The sequence below is a fragment of the Streptomyces sp. NPDC045695 genome, from assembly GCF_056432025.1.
This window is the reverse complement of sequence record NZ_JBWKJU010000002.1, coordinates 249,611-269,598: the sequence shown is the minus strand read 5'-3', so window position 1 is coordinate 269,598 and position 19,988 is coordinate 249,611. Positions and strand designations below refer to the sequence as shown.

Annotated in this window: 17 protein-coding genes; 10 read left to right on the top strand and 7 right to left on the bottom strand. The window is 72.9% G+C overall.

What is annotated here, in order from left to right; all coding sequences use genetic code 11:
• Positions 1-12: 12 nt before the first annotated feature.
• A complete protein-coding gene (locus AC07DU_RS04400) occupies positions 13-1,119 on the bottom strand; it encodes a hypothetical protein (RefSeq protein ID WP_479109567.1) in 1,107 nt (368 codons plus the stop codon).
• Between the two features lie 75 nt (positions 1,120-1,194).
• On the opposite strand from AC07DU_RS04400, the gene AC07DU_RS04395 reads away from it, so the two are divergent.
• On the top strand, positions 1,195-2,352 hold the full coding sequence (locus AC07DU_RS04395) for a cystathionine gamma-synthase (protein WP_479109565.1): 1,158 nt from the start codon (positions 1,195-1,197) through the stop codon (positions 2,350-2,352).
• Between the two features lie 112 nt (positions 2,353-2,464).
• Here AC07DU_RS04395 and AC07DU_RS04390 read toward each other — a convergent pair whose 3' ends face one another.
• The 3 genes from AC07DU_RS04390 to AC07DU_RS04380 form a co-directional block, all read right to left on the bottom strand.
• Complete coding sequence (locus AC07DU_RS04390) at positions 2,465-2,719, bottom strand: hypothetical protein (protein ID WP_360902810.1); 255 nt, start codon at positions 2,717-2,719, stop codon at positions 2,465-2,467.
• Positions 2,716-3,165: a sigma factor-like helix-turn-helix DNA-binding protein gene (locus tag AC07DU_RS04385; RefSeq protein WP_479109562.1), complete on the bottom strand. Its 450-nt coding sequence runs from the start codon at positions 3,163-3,165 to the stop codon at positions 2,716-2,718. The genes AC07DU_RS04390 and AC07DU_RS04385 overlap by 4 nt, the downstream gene beginning before the upstream one ends.
• A gap of 69 nt (positions 3,166-3,234) precedes the next feature.
• Complete coding sequence (locus tag AC07DU_RS04380; protein WP_360902816.1) at positions 3,235-3,756, bottom strand: MarR family winged helix-turn-helix transcriptional regulator; 522 nt, start codon at positions 3,754-3,756, stop codon at positions 3,235-3,237.
• A gap of 194 nt (positions 3,757-3,950) precedes the next feature.
• Between AC07DU_RS04380 and ilvA the strand changes: the two genes are divergently transcribed.
• The 3 genes from ilvA to AC07DU_RS04365 all read left to right on the top strand — a co-directional run bounded on the left by ilvA (position 3,951) and on the right by AC07DU_RS04365 (position 7,261).
• On the top strand, positions 3,951-5,183 hold the full coding sequence (ilvA, locus tag AC07DU_RS04375) for a threonine ammonia-lyase (protein ID WP_479109560.1): 1,233 nt from the start codon (positions 3,951-3,953) through the stop codon (positions 5,181-5,183).
• 180 nt (positions 5,184-5,363) lie between these two features.
• On the top strand, positions 5,364-6,392 hold the full coding sequence (locus AC07DU_RS04370; RefSeq protein ID WP_360902822.1) for an ATP-binding cassette domain-containing protein: 1,029 nt from the start codon (positions 5,364-5,366) through the stop codon (positions 6,390-6,392).
• Positions 6,389-7,261, top strand: a complete 873-nt coding sequence (locus AC07DU_RS04365; protein ID WP_479109558.1) for an ABC transporter permease — start codon at positions 6,389-6,391, stop codon at positions 7,259-7,261. The genes AC07DU_RS04370 and AC07DU_RS04365 overlap by 4 nt, the downstream gene beginning before the upstream one ends.
• A gap of 147 nt (positions 7,262-7,408) precedes the next feature.
• On the opposite strand, the gene greA is transcribed toward AC07DU_RS04365, so the two are convergent.
• Together greA and AC07DU_RS04355 are read right to left on the bottom strand one after the other, a co-directional pair.
• Positions 7,409-7,906: a transcription elongation factor GreA gene (gene greA / locus AC07DU_RS04360; protein WP_360902828.1), complete on the bottom strand. Its 498-nt coding sequence runs from the start codon at positions 7,904-7,906 to the stop codon at positions 7,409-7,411.
• Positions 7,907-8,033: 127 nt separating this feature from the next.
• A complete protein-coding gene (locus AC07DU_RS04355) occupies positions 8,034-8,447 on the bottom strand; it encodes a DUF4307 domain-containing protein (protein ID WP_360902831.1) in 414 nt (137 codons plus the stop codon).
• Positions 8,448-8,554: 107 nt separating this feature from the next.
• Here AC07DU_RS04355 and mca point away from each other — a divergent pair, with 107 nt between their 5' ends.
• Both mca and AC07DU_RS04345 read left to right on the top strand, forming a co-directional pair.
• Positions 8,555-9,436 carry a mycothiol conjugate amidase Mca gene (gene mca / locus AC07DU_RS04350; protein ID WP_360902834.1) on the top strand — a complete coding sequence of 294 codons (882 nt, stop codon included), beginning with the start codon at positions 8,555-8,557 and terminating at the stop codon, positions 9,434-9,436.
• 2 nt (positions 9,437-9,438) lie between these two features.
• On the top strand, positions 9,439-9,678 hold the full coding sequence (locus AC07DU_RS04345) for a hypothetical protein (protein WP_453375176.1): 240 nt from the start codon (positions 9,439-9,441) through the stop codon (positions 9,676-9,678).
• A 223-nt stretch (positions 9,679-9,901) separates the two neighbouring features.
• On the opposite strand, the gene AC07DU_RS04340 is transcribed toward AC07DU_RS04345, so the two are convergent.
• A complete protein-coding gene (locus AC07DU_RS04340; protein ID WP_479109555.1) occupies positions 9,902-13,237 on the bottom strand; it encodes a tetratricopeptide repeat protein in 3,336 nt (1,111 codons plus the stop codon).
• Positions 13,238-13,389: 152 nt separating this feature from the next.
• Between AC07DU_RS04340 and AC07DU_RS04335 the strand changes: the two genes are divergently transcribed.
• The 4 genes from AC07DU_RS04335 to AC07DU_RS04320 all read left to right on the top strand — a co-directional run bounded on the left by AC07DU_RS04335 (position 13,390) and on the right by AC07DU_RS04320 (position 19,985).
• The gene (locus AC07DU_RS04335) at positions 13,390-14,202 is read left to right on the top strand and encodes a DUF4344 domain-containing metallopeptidase (RefSeq protein WP_479109553.1); all 813 of its coding nucleotides are present in this window, start codon (positions 13,390-13,392) and stop codon (positions 14,200-14,202) included.
• A gap of 298 nt (positions 14,203-14,500) precedes the next feature.
• Entirely contained in the window at positions 14,501-16,621 is a 2,121-nt protein-coding gene (locus AC07DU_RS04330; protein ID WP_479109551.1) for a thioredoxin domain-containing protein, read from the top strand.
• Between the two features lie 257 nt (positions 16,622-16,878).
• Complete coding sequence (locus AC07DU_RS04325) at positions 16,879-18,240, top strand: glycosyltransferase (protein ID WP_479109549.1); 1,362 nt, start codon at positions 16,879-16,881, stop codon at positions 18,238-18,240.
• On the top strand, positions 18,237-19,985 hold the full coding sequence (locus AC07DU_RS04320; protein WP_479109547.1) for an ArnT family glycosyltransferase: 1,749 nt from the start codon (positions 18,237-18,239) through the stop codon (positions 19,983-19,985). Before AC07DU_RS04325 ends, AC07DU_RS04320 begins: the two co-directional genes overlap by 4 nt.
• Positions 19,986-19,988 lie beyond the last annotated feature (3 nt).

Below are 19,988 nucleotides of genomic sequence, written 5' to 3'. Positions count from 1 at the left end.
CGCGGGGCGTCGTCACTGGGGGAGGGTCGCCGGGGAGCCGCCGTTGGCTTCGTAGCCCGCCACCGCCAGTGCCCGGTAGACCGCGTACTGGGCGGCCGGGTCCTCCGAGGCCGACCACGGGAGGGCGCCCACGTACCCGTCCACGTGCCGCACCTGCTCCATGGCCTCCGACCAGCGCTCCATGTTGACCAGGAACAGCAGCAGCAGGTGCCGTACGTGCGCCAGCATCGGGTCGTCCTGCCGCGCCGTGTGCACCGCGTACAGTGCGCCCTCCACCGCCCGCGTCACGCCCGCGCTCTGGTAGAAGCTCCCCACCAGGACCACGTCCGGCAGGTTCTCGTACAGCGCGAACAGCGGCAGCGCCGACAGCAGCGAGCCCTTCGGGGCGCGCGCCGCGGCCGCGTGCGCGAAGGCGTCGGCCTTCTCCCGCGAGCCGTGCCACTTCTCGCACCAGTAGTGCAGCGCCGCCAGGTGGGCGCCCATGTGGTCGGGAGCCCGGTCGATGACCTTCGCCCACAGGTCGAAGAACTCCGCCTCCGAATAGGCCAGACCCCGCGCGACCGCCAGTTCCGTGATGTACGGGACCGGGTCGCCCGGCGACAGCAGCGCGGCCTTGCGGCAGGCCTCGCGGGCCTCCTCCAGGATGATCCGGTGGTCGTCGGAGCCGACCCCGCCCGAGTGCCGCCACGCCTGCTGCACCAGCAGCTCCGCGTGCACCTGTGCGCCGCCTGCGTCCTTCTCCGCCTCCAGCCGCCACGCCTTCAGCCACCGCGCGCCGGCGCCGGGCTGCGCCATGAGCTCCAGCGCCGCCGCCCCGCCGAAGGCCTGCACGCGCTGCCAGCGCCGCTCGCCCTCGCGGGGGGTCCCGGCGAGCAGCTGGGAGGCCGCCTGCCACTGGCCGGTGCGCTGCACGTTGTCGAGGGCGTCCATCAGGTCCTCGTCGGGCCCGGGGATCCGGATGTCGAGGTGCTCCTGCAGGGCGAAGCCGTAGTTCGCGGGGTCGGCCGCGTCCGGGCTGTCCGGTGCGACCAGGCGGATCCCGCCGCGCCGCCGCCGGATGTAGGGAAGCGCGACGAACAAGATCATGAGCATCGCGAACAGGAACAACAGAATCTCCATGCCTCCAGCGAACCAGACCGGGCGGCCCCCGGGCCAATAGGGGGTGCAGCCCGGGCTGGGCATAGCATCTGAACCATGAGCGACGACAGCCACGAGCACCAGAGCTTCGAGACCCGCGCGATCCACGCGGGCAATACGGCGGACCCGCTGACCGGCGCGGTCGTGCCCCCGATCTACCAGGTCTCCACCTACAAGCAGGACGGTGTCGGAGGACTGCGCGGCGGCTACGAGTACAGCCGCAGCGCCAACCCGACCCGCACCGCGCTGGAGGAGAACCTCGCGGCGCTGGAGGGCGGCCAGCGCGGCCTCGCCTTCGCCTCCGGACTCGCCGCCGAGGACTGCCTGCTGCGTACGCTGCTCGCCCCGGGTGACCACGTGGTCATCCCGAACGACGCCTACGGCGGCACCTTCCGCCTCTTCGCGAAGGTCGTCTCCCGGTGGGGCGTGGAGTGGTCGGTGGCCGACACCTCCGACGCCGAGTCCGTACGGGCCGCCCTCACCCCGAAGACGAAGGTCATCTGGGTCGAGACCCCCTCCAACCCGCTGCTCGGCATCACCGACATCGCCGTCGTCGCCGACATCGCGCGCACGGCCGGTGCCAAGCTGGTCGTGGACAACACCTTCGCCTCGCCGTACCTCCAGCAGCCCCTGGCGCTGGGCGCGGACGTGGTCGTGCACTCGCTGACCAAGTACATGGGCGGGCACTCCGACGTGGTCGGCGGCGCGCTGGTCACCGCGGACGCGGCACTGGGCGAGGAACTGGCCTACCACCAGAACGCGATGGGCGCGGTCGCGGGTCCCTTCGACTCATGGATCGTGCTGCGGGGCATCAAGACCCTGGCGGTACGCATGGACCGGCACGCGGAGAACGCGGCCAAGGTCGTCGACCTGCTGAGCCGCCACCCCAAGGTGCACAAGGTCCTCTACCCGGGCCTGCCGGAGCACCCGGGCCACGAGGTCGCCGCGAAGCAGATGCGCAACTTCGGCGGCATGGTGTCCTTCCAGGTCGTCGGCGGCGAGGAGGCGGCGGTCGAGGTCTGCAACCGCGCCAAGCTGTTCACGCTCGGGGAGTCCCTGGGCGGCGTCGAGTCCCTGATCGAGCACCCGGGCCGGATGACGCACGCGTCGGTGGCCGGCTCGGCGCTGGAGGTCCCGGCGGACCTGGTCCGCCTGTCGGTGGGCATCGAGAACGCCGATGACCTCCTGGCGGACCTGACGCAGGCGCTGGGCTAGCAGTTCAAGCCACGCCGGCGATCGAGGCCGGGATGACCGGGGTTCCGCCCCGGACCCCGCGCCTCGAACGCCGGCGAGGCTGGACGGTGCCGGCGAGGCTGGACGTGCCTCGCTACCAGCCCTCCAGCGGCGGGGAGACGCCGCTCGGCGGCGCGGCCCACGGGCGGGTCAGGGAGGCCCAGACCGTGAAGGCCACCGCCACGGCGAAGAGCACCGCCCAGCCGAACCTGCGCAGCGCCCGGCGGCGCCGCAGGAGGCGGGCGCCCCGCTCCGCCGCGCCCGCCGCCAGGCCCGCCGGCACGGCCGGGTACGGGCCCTCCATGAGCGCCCTGACCTGGATTTCCTTCCGGTCCGGCAGCCCGCTCACGCCGCCTCCTGGGACCTGAGCGCGGCCACGGCCCGGTTGCACAGCACCCGGACCCGCTCGACCGGCATCCCCAGCTGCGCCGCCGTGACCTCGTCCGCGAGCCCTTCGTAGAGCCGCAGGACCAGGACGAGCCGCTCCGGCGGACTCAGCCGCGCCAGCAGGCCGGGGCCTGCGCCCGACTCCGTACGGGGGGACCCCCGGTGGTGGCGCCGGCCGGTCCGGGCGAAGGCGGTGCACAGCTCCTGGCGGGTGAAGTCGTACGGATCGTCCCCGCGCAGCCGTCGCCAGTTGGCGTACGTACGGGCCAGCGCGCCCGCCAGCAGCCGGCGGGCCGCCTCCGGCTCACCGGTCAGCAGGACGGCGACGTGCAGGAGCCGCCCGGCCGCACCCGCGACGAAGGCCTCGAACTCCGCGTAGGAGCCCGTTCGTTGATCAGCCACCCGCATAGCCCACATAGTGCGGGCAGCGGGACCGTCCAGGTCAAGAGGATGGACGGACTCCGCTCAGGACTCCGCTCAGGACGCGGGACCCGCCTCGGACACCGACGCCATCAGCTCCGACAGCGACAGGTTGAACCGCGTCAGGAGCCCGGTGAAGGACTCCCGCTCCTCCTGGGTCCAGTCCTCCGTCACCCGGGCCATCAGCTCGCGCCGCGAGGAGCGGACCTCCTCCAGGCGCGCCAGCCCCCGCGGGGACAGCGCGAGCACGACGGCGCGCCCGTCCTCGGGGTGCGAGGTCCGCTTGACCAGACCGCTGTCGACCAGCGGCGCGACCTGCCGGGTCACCGTGGAGGAGTCGATCCCCATGCCGCCGGCGAGCGCCTTCACGCCCATCGGACCCTCCAGGTCGAGCCGGTTCAGCAGCAGATAGGCGGCACGGTCCATCGAGTTGCGGGCCTGGCCCACACCGCCCAGGCGGGTCTGCTCGGCGCGGCGGGCGAAGACGGCGACCTGGTGCTGGAGCGCGTCGAGGAGACCCGCTCCGGCGGGCGCGTCGGGCGCCGCGGGCAGGTCGGAACTGGCCGGGGTGGAAGGCATGGCCGTGGGCTCTCTTCGCGTGGGTCCGACAAGGATGGGGGACAGAGTACGCGGCCGTGCGGCGGCTCGTACGCCCGGTTTGACAACTGGTACGGCGGGTTGGGAGCGAAGCCGAGCGCCCGTCCGGGATGGCCGGATTTCGCCCCTGATGCGGGCGGCGCGCCACCCCCCGGACCGGCTGCGAGACTGGCCGCATGAACTACCGCGTGCCCCAGCCCGTCCCGCAGGTCATGCTCGACGACGTCCGGGGGGCTCAGAAGATGCTCTCCGGCGTCTCCCGGGTCACCGCGATGGAGGGCAGCCGGCACCTCTCCTCGCTCACCGGCTCCCCGGTCCACTTCAAGTGCGAGAACCTCCAGCGCACCGGTTCCTTCAAACTGCGCGGAGCCTACGTACGCATCGCGGGCCTGCGCCCCGAGCAGCGGGCCGCCGGTGTCGTCGCGGCCAGCGCGGGCAACCACGCGCAGGGCGTGGCACTGGCCTCCTCCCTCCTCGGGGTCCGCTCCACCGTGTTCATGCCGGTCGGGGCGCCCCTGCCGAAGGTGGCCGCGACCCAGGAGTACGGCGCCGAAGTCCGCATGCACGGCCACGTCGTCGACGAGACCCTCGCGGCCGCCCAGGACTACGCGGACCGCACCGGGGCGGTGTTCATCCACCCCTTCGACCACCGCGACATCATCGCCGGCCAGGGCACGGTGGGCCTGGAGATCCTGGAGCAGTGCCCCGAGGTGCGGACCATCCTCGTCGGCATCGGCGGTGGCGGTCTCGCGGCCGGTCTCGCGGTCGCGGTGAAGGCTCTGCGCCCGGACGCGCGGATCGTCGGGGTGCAGGCGGCCGGCGCGGCCGCGTACCCGCCCTCGCTGCGGGCCGGGCACCCGGTCTCCCTCGACGACCCGGTCACGATGGCCGACGGCATCAAGGTCGGCCGCCCCGGCGACATCCCCTTCACCATCATCGCCGAGCTGCTCGACGACGTGCGTACGGTCTCCGAGGACGCGCTCTCCAGCGCCCTGCTGCTGTGTCTGGAGCGGGCCAAGCTCGTGGTGGAACCGGCCGGTTGCAGCCCGGTCGCCGCTCTGCTGAGCGAGCCCGAACTGTACGGGGGCGGGCCGGTGGTGGCCGTTCTGTCGGGCGGGAACGTCGACCCGCTGCTGCTCCAGCGCATCCTGCGCCACGGCATGGCGGCCGCGGGCCGGTACCTGTCGCTGCGGCTGCGCGTGGCGGACCGGCCGGGGGCCCTGGCCGGGCTCCTGGCGGTGTTGTCAGAGCTGGATGCGAACGTGTTGGACGTGAGCCACGTACGGACCGACCCACGGCTGGGGCTCACGGAGGTGGAGGTGGAGCTTCACCTGGAGACGAAGGGCCCGGAGCACTGCGCGCAGGTCGCGCGGTCGCTGCACGGCGCCGGGTACAAGGTGATGGGCTAGGTCTTGGGGGAGTCGCGTCCGTGGCGATTCGCGATATGACGCGATAGCCTGCGCCCGGGTGGGTAAGGGGAAGGCGGGGCGGTCCCCCGACCAGCCGGGCGCGGCATGCCCGGCGCCCATAGGCTTTGCGGTGGAACGCCCCGATCCAGTCGGTCCGATTCACTCCCTGGGAGAATCCCTATGCCAGGCGCAATCTACGCCGAAGGCCTGGTCAAGACCTTCGGCGATGTACGGGCACTGGACGGCGTGGACCTCGACGTCCCCGAAGGCACCGTCCTCGGCCTGCTCGGCCCGAACGGTGCGGGCAAGACCACGACCGTGCGCGTCCTGACCACCCTCCTGCGACCCGACAGCGGCAAGGCCGTCGTCGCCGGCATCGACGTGCTCCGGCACCCCAACGAGGTCCGGCGCGCCATCGGCCTGTCCGGCCAGTTCGCCGCCGTCGACGAGTACCTGACCGGCCGCGAGAACCTCCAGATGGTCGGTCAGCTCTACCAGATGAAGGCCAAGGCGGCCAAAGCCCGGGCCGACGAACTCCTCGAACGCTTCAACCTCGGCGACGCCGCCGACCGCACCGCCAAGACGTACTCCGGCGGCATGCGCAGGCGCCTCGACCTCGCGGCCGCCCTCGTCGTCAGCCCGCCCGTGATGTTCATGGACGAGCCGACCACCGGCCTCGACCCCCGCAACCGCCAGCAACTGTGGGGGATCATCCAGGAACTGGTCGCCGGCGGCACCACCCTGCTGCTCACCACCCAGTACCTGGAGGAGGCCGACCACCTCGCGCACGACATCTGCGTGGTCGACCACGGCAAGGTCATCGCCCGCGGCACCTCCGACCAGCTCAAGGCCCGCACGGGCGGCGAGCGCGTGGAGGTCGTCGTCCACGAGCGGGACCACATGGCCTCCGCGCGCGAGGTGCTCGCCGGCTTCGGCAAGGGCGAGACCACGGTCGAGGAGCACACCCGCAAGCTGACCGTGCCGGTGACGGGCGGGGCGAAACTGCTCGCCGAGGTCATCCGCGAACTGGACGGCCGGGGCATCGAGATCGACGACATCGGCCTGCGCCGCCCCACCCTCGACGACGTGTTCATCTCCCTCACCGGCCACGCGGCCGAACTGACGGCTGAGGAGAACGGCGACGGCGACGGCGGGGCCGGCGCCGGTTCCAAGGGCCGCAAGGCGGCGCGAAAGGAGACGGCCAAGTGACGCTCACCTCCCCGACCCCGGGCACCCCCACGGCGGAACTCGCGGCGCCCCGACCGCGCGGCGGGCTCGTCCAGGGCGTCAACGACTCCCTGGTCATGGCCAAGCGGAACCTGATCCGGATGTCCCGGATACCCGAGATGATCATCTTCGGCGTGATCCAGCCGGTCATGTTCGTCGTGCTCTTCAGCTACGTCTTCGGCGGCTCGATCAGCGTCGGCGGCAACACCTCACCGGCCGCCTACCGGGAATTCCTGATGGCCGGCATCTTCGCCCAGACCGTCACCTTCGCCACCGCCGGCGCGGGCGCCGGCATCGCGGACGACATGCACAAGGGCCTGATCGACCGCTTCCGCTCGCTGCCCATGGCGCGCGGCGCCGTCCTCACCGGCCGCACGCTCGCCGACCTCGTCCAGACCGCGCTCACCGTGGTCGTCCTGGCCGTGGTCGCGCTGATCGTCGGCTGGCGCACCCACGAGAACCTCGGCAAGGTGCTCGCCGGCTTCGGCCTGCTGCTCCTGCTCGGCTACGCCTTCTCGTGGATCGGCGCGCTGATCGGCCTGTCGGTGCGCACCCCGGAGGCGGCCACTTCGGGCGGGCTGATCTGGCTCTTCCCGTTGACGTTCATCTCCAACGCCTTCGTCCCCTCCGAGAACATGCCGGCCTTCCTGCGGCACATCGCCGAGTGGAACCCGTTCAGCGCCACCGTCCAGGCGGCGCGCGAGCTCTTCGGCAACCTGCCCGAGGGGTACCCGGTCCCGGAGGCCTGGCCGATGCAGCACCCGGTGCTGGCGTCCGTCCTCTGGTCGCTGCTGATCATCACGGTCTTCCGGACCCTCGCGGTCCGCAAGTACCGCTCGGCGACCGCGTAGGCGTGGCCCCGTATGCGAGGGCCCGTAGGCGAGGGCCAGTAGCCATGGGCCCGTAGCCGTGGGCCCGTACGCGCGATGCCCGGCCGGAAGGAACCGGCCGGGCATCGCGCGTGAAGACGTGAAGAGCAGACTGAACGGGGCGGGTGATCAGCCGGTGAAGGGCTTGACGTCCAGGATCTTGACCGAGGCCTTCTTGCCGTTCGGCAGCTCGTACTCGGCGTCCTCGCCGATCGACTTGCCCATCACGCCGCTGCCCAGCGGGGACTGGGGGGAGTACGTCTCGAAGTCCGAGGACGCGTACTCGCGGGATGCGAGCAGGAACTCCATGGTGTCGTCCTCGTCGCCGTCGAAGGCGATCTTCACGAGGGTGCCGGGGGCCACCACGCCGTCGGACGCGGGCGCGGTCCCGACCTTGGCGTTCTCCAGGAGCTGCGTGAGCTGGCGGACCCGGAGCTCCTGCTTGCCCTGCTCCTCCTTGGCCGCGTGGTAACCGCCGTTCTCGCGCAGGTCGCCCTCTTCGCGGGCGGCTGCGATCTTCGTGGCGATCTCCGTGCGGGCAGGACCAGAGAGGTAGTCCAGCTCCGCCTTCAGCTGGTCGTACGCCGCCTGGGTCAGCCAGGTGACGCTTTCGCTCGTCTGGGTCACGGGTGCTCCTCGTCGGTACAGGGGACTACAAAGCCGCCAGCGGCGGACGAAACCACGAGCCTAACAATTCGGGAAGAAAAGGGGGAGGACCAATGCACTCCGAGGGTGCCGGCCGCGTCTGCGGGCCTCAGTGGCCGGAGGCCGCCGGCTGGCAGCCGACCAGCTCGATCATCGTGGCCCGGCTGGTGGTCTTCAACGACACTACCTCGTCGACCCGGGCCTCGGCCTGGGCGAAGGTGTAGTCCGCCCGGCCCACCTCGGCGTGCTCCTCGTCCTGGGAGCTCAGGGTGCAGACCCCGGTGACCGAGGACTCCTTGCGGACCTCCAGGTGCACCTTCACCTCGGTGTCCGACACCACCTGGAACTTGATCACCTCGGCGCTGACGGCCTGCCCCGCGACGTAGTCCCAGCCGATCCAGCCGATCACACCCAGCAGCACGACGCCCAGCGCCGCACCGATGATCTTGAGCTTCCGGTCCGCACGCTCGTCCGCCGACCGGCCGTACCGGCCCTCGGGCAGTCCCTCGCGCACCGCGCTCATGATCTCTTCCTCTCGCTGGGGAGGTGGGGCCACCCCCGGAATTTTCCGTCCCCCAGTTCGGTCACTATAGGAGCCGACCGTCGCGCCGAATCGCAGAGGATCCTGTTTTGACCGAGCAGCTTCGACTGATGGCCGTCCACGCCCACCCCGACGACGAGTCGAGCAAGGGCGCGGCCACCATGGCCAAGTACGTGTCCGAGGGGGTGCCCGTGCTGGTCGTCACCTGCACCGGTGGCGAGCGCGGCTCCGTTCTGAACCCCAAGCTCCAGGGCGACAAGTACATCGAGGAGAACATCCACGAGGTCCGCGCCCGGGAGATGGACGAGGCGCGCCAGATCCTCGGCATCGAGCAGGAATGGCTCGGCTACGTCGACTCCGGCCTGCCCGAGGGCGACCCGCTGCCGCCGCTGCCCGAGGGGTGCTTCGCGCTCGCGGACGTCGACGAGGCCGCCGGCGAGCTGGTGAAGAAGATCCGCGCCTTCAGGCCGCAGGTCATCACCACGTACGACGAGAACGGCGGCTACCCGCACCCCGACCACATCATGACCCACAAGATCTCCATGGTGGCCTTCGAGGGCGCGGCCGACACCGAGAAGTACCCGGAGGCCGAGTTCGGCCCGGCGTACCAGCCGCAGAAGCTCTACTACAACCAGGGCTTCAACAAGCCGCGCACCGTCGCCCTGCACGAGGCGCTCCTCGCGCGCGGCATGGAGTCCCCGTACGGGGAGTGGCTGGAGCGGTGGAAGGAGTTCGAGCGCAAGGAGCGGACCCTGACCACCCACGTGCCCTGCGCGGACTTCTTCGAGATCCGTGACAAGGCGCTCATCGCGCACGCCACGCAGATCGACCCGGACGGCGGCTGGTTCCGCGTGCCGATGGACATCCAGAAGGAGGTCTGGCCGACGGAGGAGTACGAGCTCGCGAAGTCGCTCGTCGACACCTCCCTCCCCGAGTCCGACCTCTTCGCGGGCATCCGGGAGAATGCCTAGCTATGAGCGCTACGCAGGCAGCACTGACCCAGCTCCTCCCGCTGGCGGGTGACACCTTCGACAAGAACAAGGTGACGCCCGGCCTCCTGGGCTTCATCGTCTTCGCGGCCCTCGCCCTCGCGGTGTGGGGTCTGATGAAGTCGATGAGCCGCCACATGGGCCAGGTGAACTTCCAGGAGGCCGCGGAGCCCGGCGCCGCCGCGGCCCCGGCCCCGTCCGCCGAAGGCACCCGGGCCCCATAGGGCCCCGCCCCTCGGGGACCCCTTCGCGTGACCGCCTCCCGGCCGGCAGGACCGGTGGGGCGGTGCTTCCGCGCGTGCGCGTGGGCGGCGGGTGAGGCCTCCCGGTGGGCCCGGCGAGCCCGCGGGGTGGGCTCGGTGAGCCCGCCCGGTGAGCCCGCCGGGTGAGCCCGGTCAGCCCGGTGAGCCCGGTGAGCCCGTCCGGGAGCCCGCCGGGTGGGCCCGGTCAGGCCGGCCCCGACGCCGCCGGTACGCCCATGATCTCCCGCGCGTGCAGGTCCGGTACCAGGCCGAGCCGCCACGCCTGCCAGCCCTCCGCCGCGTCGACGCCGCGGCCCAGGACGACCCCGTAGGTCTCCAGGCAGTCCTCCAGCCGCCCGTCGCGCGCCGGGTGGCGCGCCTGCGCCAGCCGCTCCAGTTCCGCCCGCGCCTCCTCGGGGGCGGCCGGGACGGCGTACGGCAGCATCGTGCACCGCAGGAAGCGGGCCCAGTCCTCCCCGCGCCGGTCCCCGTACGAGATGAACAGCCGGACCGCCTCCTCGCACAGGTCGAGCGCCTGTGAGAGGCGGCCGTTGCCCGCGTCGACGACCGCCAGCTCCAGGCAGGTCCACGCCTCGCCGTGGGCCAGCCCGATCCGCCGGAAGTCCGCCCGCGCGTCGACCAGCAGCTGGCGGGCGAAGCCGGAGTTCTTCAGGTTCCCCGTCTGGGCCGCCCGCTGGTCGCGCGTCACCCGGCCCGAGTGGTGGCGGGCGTGCGCCAGCCCGTACACGTCACGCATCCGCGAGAACATGGTCCGGGCCCGCTCCAGCTCCCGTACCGCACGGTCGCGCTCGCCGTCCTCCTCCAGCGCCTGCCCGAGGTAGTACAGCGTCCACGCCTCGCCGCGCGCGTCCTCCGCCTCCCGGTGCCGGGCCAGCGCCTCCCGCAGCCGCTCCACCGCCGGACCCGGATCCCCGTCGACCACCCGCGCCCGGCCCAGCTGGGTCAGCGCCCAGGCCTCGCCGCGGTCGTCGCGGGTCCGCCCGTACAGGTCCAGGGCGAGCCGCAGCTCCTCCTCGGCCCGCGGCACGTCGCCGAGCCGCAGGTGCACCTGGCCCAGCTGGAAGTGCGCCCAGGCCTCGCCGTGCACGCTCTCGCTCTCCCGGTGCAGGGCGAGGGAGGTCTCCAGCAGGCGCGTCGCCTCCGCCAGGTGCGCCAGGTCCCGCTCCACCGCGGCCAGCGCGTGCAGGCCCCAGGCCCGGTCACCCGCCAGTTCCGCGGGCTCCTGGAGCGCGAGCGCCTCGCGGATGCGGGCCGCGGCCTCCGGGAGGTTGCCCTGGTGGTGCAGGGTGATGCCGAGGGAGACCAGGGCCATCGCCGCCCCCGCCTCCTGGCGGGCCTCCATGTACTGGTCCACCACCGAGGTCAGGGTGGAGCGGGCCTTGTCCAGCTCGCCGAGCTGGCGCGCCGCGATGCCCGTACGCCACTGCACCGACCGGACCAGCCGGCCCTGCTGCGCCCCGGAGACCCCGGATTCCCCGGGGTGACCCGCGGCCACCGCCTGCGTGAGCTCGTCGATCTCACCGAGCCGGTACAGGTCCCCCCGCAGCAGGCAGAAGTCGCAGAGCGCGCCGAGCAGGTCGAGCACCGCCTGCTGGTCCACCCCGTCCGAATGCCGCAGGGCCGCCGTGATGAAGCTCGACTCGTCGTCCAGCCAGCGCAGCGCCGCATCGAGCGAGGTGAAGCCGTGGCCGCCGACCGAGCTGCCCGGGAACACGTCCGCGCGGGTCGACATCTTCCCGTCGACCATGCGGATCACCGAGTCGGCGAGCTGGGCGTAGGTGCGGATCAGGCGCTCGTGCGCCGCCGCGGCCCCGGCCCGGTCCTCGTCCGCCGCGAGGCGCGCCGCCGCGTAGGCCCGTACCGCGTCGTGCATCCGGAACCGCTGGCCGCGCACCCGCTCGATCAGCCCGGCCTCCCACAGCTCCTCCAGCGTGCGCAGCGCCGCCTGCTCCGGTACGTCGGCCAGCGCGGCCGCGGCCGCCGCGCCGAGGGAGGCCCGGCCGGCCAGGGGCAGCCGGCGCAGCAGCCGCCGGGCGGGCTCGGCCAGGCGGGCGTCGGCGGCGCGCAGGGCGTCCTCCACGGGGCGGGAGGTGCCGGCGCCCTCCGGCTCGGGGGCCAGCCCGTCGCGGACCAGGGGGGCCAGCAGGCGCAGGGCGAGGGGGAGCCCGCCGCCGAGCTTCACCGCGGCGGCCACCGCCTCGGAGGCGGCTCCCTGGGCGGAGGCTTCCGGGGCGGAGGCGGGTTCCGGGGCCGAGGCGGAAGCCGGGGCGGAGGCGGCTCCCGGGGCGCGGACCAGCTCCGCCGCCTCGTCCGGCGCCAGCCGCTCCACCGGCAGCTGGTGCACCCATGCCGCCAGGTCCGCGGGCAGCTCCAGCGGCTCCCGCGCGGTCACCAGCACCAGGCTCTCGGAGCGCTCGGGAACCAGCAGCCGGATCTGCTCCGCGTCCACCGCGTCGTCGAGGAGCACCGTCACCGGCAGCCCCTGGAGGTGCTGGTGGTACAGCTCCCCGAGGCGGCGCACCTGCTGCTCCGCCGAGGCGCCCTCGCGGAAGAGCAACTGCTCGCGGGGCGCGCCCAGCCGGTTCAGGAGGTGCAGCAGCGCCTCGCGCGTCGCCAGCGGCGCCTCCCCACCGGGCGAGGCGCCGCGCAGGTCCACCAGGCACGCCCCCCGGAACTGGTCCCGCAGGGCGTGCGCCGCCCGCAGCGCCAGCGCCGTACGGCCGACCCCCGGCTCGCCGTGCAGCACGACGATCACCGGGCGGGTCTCGGTACTGGCCCGCGCCGCCTGCACCCACTGCGCGATCCGGGTCAGCTCGGCCCGCCGGCCCGCGAACGGGGCCGTCGGCTCCGGGAGCTGTCCGAAGGACTGCTCCAGCACGCTGCGCCGCCTGGCCTCCGCGCTGCGGTCCGTGCTGCGCAGCCGCGGAGCCGGGCGGGGCGCGGTCCGCACGGACGGCCGGACCGCCGGACGGGGGATGCGCGCCGCGGCGGTCACCGTGCGCTGCTGCTCCAGGAAGGGCCGTATCCCGCGCACCTCCAGCGCCGACAGCCACTGCAGTCTCAACTGCTCCGCGCCGCCGGGGCGGCCCAGCTCCCCGGCCCGCCGGTTCGCGGCCGGCAGGTGCAGGGCGGTCGCCTTCGCCACCGTCGCCACCGCGCCCGCGATGCCCACGACGACGCCCGTGGTCAGCGCCGTGCCGACCGCGACGCCGAGCGACAGGTCCGTCCCGATGGCCGCGACCGCCGCGACCGCCGTGACCAGCGCCGCCGTCGAGGTGTTGCCGCGCCGGAAGGCCTCGCCGAGCGACGGGTCCCCGGCCGCCGCCTCGTCCAGGGCCCGTACGTACGCCTCGTACTCGGGCGCCGCGCTCGCGGCGAGCGCCTCCAGGGCCTCCCTGCCCCGCGTCAGCAGCGCCGCCCTGGCCACCTCCGTGCCCGGCGCGCCGGCTCCCCGCCGGGCCTCCTCGTCCACGGCCCGCAGCAACAGTCGCTCGGCTTCGACGCGATGGCTGTCCCGCATCGGCATCCCCCTCAGAGAGCTCCGGCAACGAGCCCCAAGTGTCCTGCGGGACTTCCCTGAGCGCGAGGGAATCTGAGCTAGTTCAGAGGGAGGCGGTCAGGCTTTCGTATAGTCGGGTCAAAATTCACCAAGTGGCGTGAAGGCAGGGCCAGATGGCGCTAAGGCAGACCCGCACGCCGACGCCGCCCCGACGCGCGCCCGCCCTACTGCGCCCCGCGCTGGCCGCCCTGGCCGTCCTATGCACCCTGTTCACCCTGTCCACGCTGTCCGCCTGCGAGGAACGGCCCCCGCCCGCGCGGGGATTCGTACCGCGCTACGAGGAGCCCGACGCCGCCGACCGCGACAGCGCCGGCTTCCTGAAGCGGCGCCGGCTCACCGAGACGGTCACCGCCGACCTCAACGCGTACGTCGACGTCCCCCACCGGGTCGTGGTCGTCGCCCGCTCCTGCGCGGGCGAGGGCAGCGGCTACGATCCCGTGGCGCGCCGGATCGAGCTCTGTTACGACGATCTGACCGAGGACCGCGCCCTGTTCGAGGCGGCGGACGGCCGCCCGGCGGACGAGCCGCTCGCCGGGGTCGTACGGGAGACGCTCTATCACGAGGCGGGCCACGCCCTCATCGATGCGCTCGGCCTCCCGGACGAGGGCGACCGCGCCGAGGAGGACGCCGCCGACCGCTTCGCCCAGCTCATGCTGTTGCGCGGCGACGCCCCGCAGGGCGAGGAGGCCCTCCTGGCGGCCGCCCGCGCGTACGACCTCGCCGCGGCGGCCGACCCGGAACCGGACCCGTCGGACGAACACGCCCCGTCCGCCGCCCGCGCGGAATCCCACCGCTGCGCGGCCTACGGCGCCACCCCCACCCACCACCCGACCCTGGCCACCCCGTCCCGCACCCACTGCCCGGCCACCTGGCCCGCAGCCCGCGACGCCTGGATCCGCGACCTGGACCCGCTCCTGCGGCGGTGATGATCTTCCAGCGCTGTCAGACGGCTCCCAGGCCGACAGTGATGGAGACGGGTGCGGTGGCCTCGTTCCATCCACGCCGGCACCACCATCTCGACGGTCACGGCATGCCTCCTTCGAGGAGCCTCGGCAGGTCCGGCGCTGCTGCGCCCAGCCTTACTGTTCCGAGGGATCCGGCCGCCCGGCTAAGAGGCGATGAGGCCGCCCGCCACGTGATGGCTCACAAGTGCAATTCAGCCGAGCTCAGCGATCCCGTGAAGGCTCCGTCGGTCGGGCCAGGCGCTGTGAGAGGCTGGGTCTTATGAACCGGTTGGCTGGTGTGACCTCGCCTTATCTGCTTCAGCACGCGGACAATCCGGTCGACTGGTGGCCGTGGACCCCGGACGCTTTCGAGGAAGCGCGGCGGCGTGATGTGCCCGTGCTGCTGTCGGTCGGTTACTCGGCGTGCCACTGGTGTCATGTCATGGCGCACGAGTCCTTCGAGGACGAGCTGACCGCCGCCTACATGAACGAGCACTTCGTCAACGTCAAGGTGGACCGCGAGGAGCGTCCCGACATCGACGCCGTCTACATGGAGGCCGTGCAGGCGGCCACCGGGCACGGCGGATGGCCGATGACCGTCTTCCTCACGCCCGAGGGCGAGCCGTTCTACTTCGGCACCTACTTCCCGCCCGAGCCCCGGCACGGGATGCCCTCCTTCATGCAGGTGCTCGAAGGCGTGCGGGCCGCCTGGGTGGGGCGGCGCGAGGAGGTCGCCGACGTCGCGCAGAAGATCGTACGGGACCTGGCGGGGCGGCAGCTGGACTACGGGAAGGCCGGCGCCCCCGGGCCCGAGGAGCTCGCGCAGGCGCTGCTCGGCCTGACGCGGGAGTACGACGCCCCGCGCGGCGGATTCGGCGGGGCGCCGAAGTTCCCGCCGTCCATGGCGCTGGAGTTCCTGCTGCGCCACCATGCGCGCACCGGGTCCGAGGGTGCGCTCCAGATGGCCGCCGACACGTGCGAGGCGATGGCGCGCGGTGGGATCTACGACCAGCTCGGCGGCGGGTTCGCGCGGTACTCCGTGGACCGGGAGTGGGTCGTGCCGCACTTCGAGAAGATGCTCTACGACAACGCGCTGCTGTGCCGGGTCTACGCGCACCTGTGGCGCGCCACCGCCCGCGACGGAGCCGATGACGGGATCGATGACGGGATCCGCGAGCTCGCGCGCCGCGTCGCCCTGGAGACCGCGGACTTCATGGTCCGCGAACTGCGGACCGCCCAGGGCGGCTTCGCGTCCGCGCTCGACGCCGACAGCGAGGACCCGGTCAGCGGTGAGCACGTGGAGGGGGCCTACTACGCCTGGACCCCGGCGCAGCTGCGCGAGGTGCTGGGGGAGGAGGACGGCGAGCTGGCCGCCGCGTACTTCGGGGTGACCGAGGAGGGCACCTTCGAGCACGGGATGTCGGTCCTCCAGCTGCCCGAGGACGGGCTCGCGGCCGGGCCCGCGGGCGGGACCGAGGCGGACGCGGAGCGGATGGCCGGCATCAGGCGGCGGCTGCTCGCCGCGCGCGACCTGCGGCCCGCGCCCGGGCGGGACGACAAGATCGTCGCCGCGTGGAACGGACTGGCCATCGCCGCCCTCGCCGAGTGCGGGGCGTACTTCGACCGGCCCGACCTCGTCGAGCGGGCCACCGAGGCCGCCGACCTGCTGGTGCGGGTGCACTTCGACGTGGCCGCCGGGAAGGCCCGGCTGGCGCGGACCAGCAAGGACGGGCAGGTCGGGGCCAACGCCGGGGTGCTGGAGGACTACGGCGACGTGGCCGAGGGTTTCCTCGCGCTGGCGTCGGTGACCGGCGAGGGCGTGTGGCTGGAGTTCGCCGGGTTCCTGCTCGACCTGGTCCTGGACCGGTTCACCGCCGAGGACGGGTCGCTGTACGACACGGCGCACGACGCGGAGAAGCTCATCCGCAGGCCGCAGGATCCGACGGACACGGCCGCCCCGTCCGGGTGGACCGCCGCGGCCGGCGCGCTGCTCTCGTACGCCGCGCACACCGGGTCGCAGGCCCACCGTACGGCGGCCGAGCGGGCGCTGGGGGTGGTGCACGCGCTCGGTCCGCGCGTGCCGCGCTTCATCGGGCACGGGCTGTCGGTGGCCGAGGCGCTCCTCGACGGCCCGCGCGAGGTCGCGGTGGTCGGCCGTGCGCAGGATCCGGCGTTCGAGGCGCTGCACCGGGCCGCGTTGCTGGGGACGGCTCCCGGGGCGGTCGTGGCGGCCGGTCTGCCCCAGGCGGCGGACGGCAGCGGAGGTGAGTTCCCCCTTCTTGCCGAGCGCACACTCGTACACGACCGTCCGACGGCGTACGTCTGTCGACATTTCGTCTGCGCGCGGCCTACGACGGATCCGGTCGAACTGGCGGAGCAGTTGGGTACGGTTCACCCCTGAATCGGCCGCAGTGCCGTCAATTCCGCTTGCCTGTCCGTGAGTTCAGAAACGTGCTTTTTATCTGTGCCGCTTCTGGGTGTCATGTTCGCTGCCTAGTCTCGTGTCGTTGAGGAGTGACCGCTGCGGGCGTCACCGACAGGGCGCACTGGGGGGTGCGTGCGAAGGGGGATCGGGGGCGGCGGGCCGGGGGGCCCGCCGTGAGCCCCCGGGGGGTTTGACGATGGCCGCCGGGGGGCGGCATGTCCGGGGGGACGGTTTTGTTCACTTCTGTGTTCATCGTTGTCATGTCGCTTGCGCTCTTCTGGATGGCCGCGTTCACGCTGTGGTGGCAGATGCACGCGTGGCGCACGCCGGAGACGCTGGCCGCCACCCGCTTCGACCGGCCCGACGGCGGCGGTCGTCTGGCCTTCTCGCTGCTGCTGCCCGCCCGCCACGAGCAGGCGGTCCTGGAGCACACGATCGACCGGCTCCTGGAGTCGGGTCACACCGACTACGAGATCATCGTGATCGTCGGACACGACGACCCCGAGACAGCCGCCGTCGCCGAGCGGGCCGCGGCCCGCGAGCCGGCCCGGGTCCGGGTGGTCGTCGACCACCACGAGACGAAGAACAAGCCGAAGGCCCTCAACACCGCGCTGCCGTCCTGCCGCGGTGACATCGTCGGAGTCTTCGACGCCGAGGACCAGGTCCACCCCGAGCTGCTCGCCCACGTCGACCACGCCTTCCGGTCCACCGGCGCCGACGTGGTCCAGGGCGGGGTGCAGCTCATCAACTTCCACTCCAGCTGGTACAGCCTGCGCAACTGTCTGGAGTACTTCTTCTGGTTCCGCTCCCGGCTGCACCTGCACGCCGAGAAGGGCTTCATCCCGCTCGGCGGCAACACGGTGTTCGTGCGTACGGAGGTGCTGCGCGAGGCCGGCGGGTGGGACCAGGACTGCCTGGCCGAGGACTGCGACCTCGGGGTGCGGCTGTCGTCGGCGGGCAAGAAAGTGGTCGTCGCCTACGACTCCGACATGGTCACCCGCGAGGAGACGCCCGGCTCGCTGATGAGCCTGCTCAAGCAGCGCACCCGGTGGAACCAGGGCTTCCTCCAGGTGTACCGCAAGAAGGACTGGCAGCGGCTGCCGGGGCGCGGCCAGCGCTGGCTCGCCCGCTACACGCTGATGACCCCCTTCATGCAGGCCGCGTCGGGTGTGATCATCCCGGTCAACTTCGCCGTCGCGGTCTTCCTCGACGTGCCGGTCGGGATCGCGATCATCACCTTCCTGCCCCTGATCACGGCGATGGTGACCTTCGTGTTCGAGATCGTCGGCCTGCACGACTTCGGGCGGCAGTACGGGCTGCGGGTCCGCCTCGTGCACTACGTGAAGCTCGTCGTCGGCGGGCCCTTCTACCAGGTGATGCTCGCGGGCGCCGCGATCCGCGCCGTCTGGCGCGAGCAGCGCGGCCGCAACGAGTGGGAGCTGACGAGCCACACGGGCGCCCACCTGACGGCGTCGAAGGGCGAGGGCGCCGCCGCCGCAGCCACCGCCGCCGCAACCACCGCCGCGGCAACCGCCGCCACAAGCGCCGCAACCGCCGTACCCGCTCCCGCGATCCGAGAGGACATCCGCCAGTGACCGCCACCCTGCCCACGGCCACTGATCCCCAGTCCCCGACCGCCACCGCTACCACGACCGCCACCGCCCGGCGCGAAGACCGCGACGGCCACGGCGTCCGCCCGGCTCCGCCCGCCCGACCGCGCGTGCGCCTGCGTTCCTCCCGCCCCGACCTGCTGCTGTGCGGCGCTCTGCTGGTCGTGATCGTCCTCGTCCAGGGCTGGAACATCACCGCCTTCCCCACCCTGAGCGACGACGAGGGCACCTACCTCGCCCAGGCGTGGGCCGTCCAGCAGGGCGAGGGCCTGGCCCACTACACGTACTGGTACGACCATCCGCCGCTCGGCTGGATCCAGATCGCGGGCCTGACGTACCTGCCGTCCCTCTTCGTGCCCGACTGGATGACCGTCGCGCCGATGCGGTTCTCGATGCTGGCGGTCTCCGCGGCCAGCTCCGTGCTGATCTACGTCCTCGCCCGCAGGCTGTGGCTGCCGCGCTGGGCCGCCGGGCTCGCGATGGCCCTCTTCGGGCTGTCCCCGCTCTCCGTGGTGCTCCAGCGCGAGATCTTCCTCGACAACATCGCCGTGATGTGGATCCTGCTGGCGTTCTGCCTCGCCGCGTCCCCGAGCCGCCACCTGTGGCACCACTTCGCCTCCGGGCTGGCCGCCGCCACCGCCGTCCTGACCAAGGAGACGATGCTGGTGGTGCTCCCGGCGCTGCTGGTGACGATGTGGCGCCACAGCCACCGCGACACCCGTAAGTTCGCCGTCACCGGAGCCATTACCGCCTGCGCGCTGATCGGCCTGTCGTACCCGCTCTACGCCCTGCTCAACGGCGAGCTGTTGCCCGGCTCGGGCCACGTCTCGCTCGCCGACGCCATCACCTACCAGATGGGCCGCGAGGGCTCCGGTTTCGTCCTCACCCCCGGCACGGGCGCGAACGGCGTGCTCCGGTCCTGGCTCTACTACGACGCCGTGCTGCCGCTCGGCGGGCTGGCCGGCGCGGTCCTGCTGCTGGCCACCGTCAGATGGTCCGTGACCGCCCGCGCGCTGGCCGGCCCCGCGCTCGCCGCCGTCCTCCTGGCCCTCGTCGCGCTGCGTCCCGGCGGCTACCTCCCGGCGATGTACGTGATCCAGGCGCTGCCGTTCCTGGCCCTCGTGCTCGCCGGGGGCGCGGCCAGCATCACGCACGCCCTGCTGCGCCGCCGCCGTCGTCCCGGGGAGCGCAGGCAGGCGGTGTGGGCGCGCTGGGCGCTGGTCGGCGTACTGGCCGCGTCCGCCGCGGTGTACGTGCTGCCGCGCTGGTACGACGGGAACCGCACCGCGCTCACGGCCGACGCGAACGGCCCCTACCGGCAGGCCGCGGCCTGGCTGGGCCACGAGGTCGCCGACCCGGCCCACACCCGCGTGCTGCTCGACGACGCGCTCTGGCTGGACGCCGTGCAGCACGGCTTCGAGCCGGGGCTCGGCGCCATCTGGTTCTACAAGGCCGACCTCGACCCCGCCGTCACCGAGACCCTGCCGCGCGGCTGGCAGGACATCGACTACGTGGTCTCCTCGCCCACCGTGCGCCGTGACGCGGTGGACCTGCCCAACGTGAAGGCGGTGCTGGAGCATTCGACCGCGGTGGCGGTCTTCGGCTCGGGCGAGGACCGCATCGAGATCCGCCGCACCGACCGGACTGACCGCGCCGACCGCACTGACCGCGCCGACCGCACTGACCGCGCCGACCGGACCGACCGCGCCGACCGCACGAGTGGGAGCTGAGTC

Excerpts from the sequence above, each read along its gene's own strand:
- AC07DU_RS04400 (WP_479109567.1), bottom strand. The coding sequence starts at position 1,119 with ATGGAGATTCTGTTGTTCCTGTTCGCGATGCTCATGATCTTGTTCGTC.
- AC07DU_RS04395 (WP_479109565.1), top strand. The coding sequence starts at position 1,195 with ATGAGCGACGACAGCCACGAGCACCAGAGCTTCGAGACCCGCGCGATC.
- AC07DU_RS04385 (WP_479109562.1), bottom strand. The coding sequence starts at position 3,165 with ATGCGGGTGGCTGATCAACGAACGGGCTCCTACGCGGAGTTCGAGGCC.
- AC07DU_RS04380 (WP_360902816.1), bottom strand. The coding sequence starts at position 3,756 with ATGCCTTCCACCCCGGCCAGTTCCGACCTGCCCGCGGCGCCCGACGCG.
- ilvA (WP_479109560.1), top strand. The coding sequence starts at position 3,951 with ATGAACTACCGCGTGCCCCAGCCCGTCCCGCAGGTCATGCTCGACGAC.
- AC07DU_RS04370 (WP_360902822.1), top strand. The coding sequence starts at position 5,364 with ATGCCAGGCGCAATCTACGCCGAAGGCCTGGTCAAGACCTTCGGCGAT.
- AC07DU_RS04355 (WP_360902831.1), bottom strand. The coding sequence starts at position 8,447 with ATGAGCGCGGTGCGCGAGGGACTGCCCGAGGGCCGGTACGGCCGGTCG.
- AC07DU_RS04345 (WP_453375176.1), top strand. The coding sequence starts at position 9,439 with ATGAGCGCTACGCAGGCAGCACTGACCCAGCTCCTCCCGCTGGCGGGT.
- AC07DU_RS04340 (WP_479109555.1), bottom strand. The coding sequence starts at position 13,237 with ATGCGGGACAGCCATCGCGTCGAAGCCGAGCGACTGTTGCTGCGGGCC.
- AC07DU_RS04335 (WP_479109553.1), top strand. The coding sequence starts at position 13,390 with ATGGCGCTAAGGCAGACCCGCACGCCGACGCCGCCCCGACGCGCGCCC.
- AC07DU_RS04330 (WP_479109551.1), top strand. The coding sequence starts at position 14,501 with ATGAACCGGTTGGCTGGTGTGACCTCGCCTTATCTGCTTCAGCACGCG.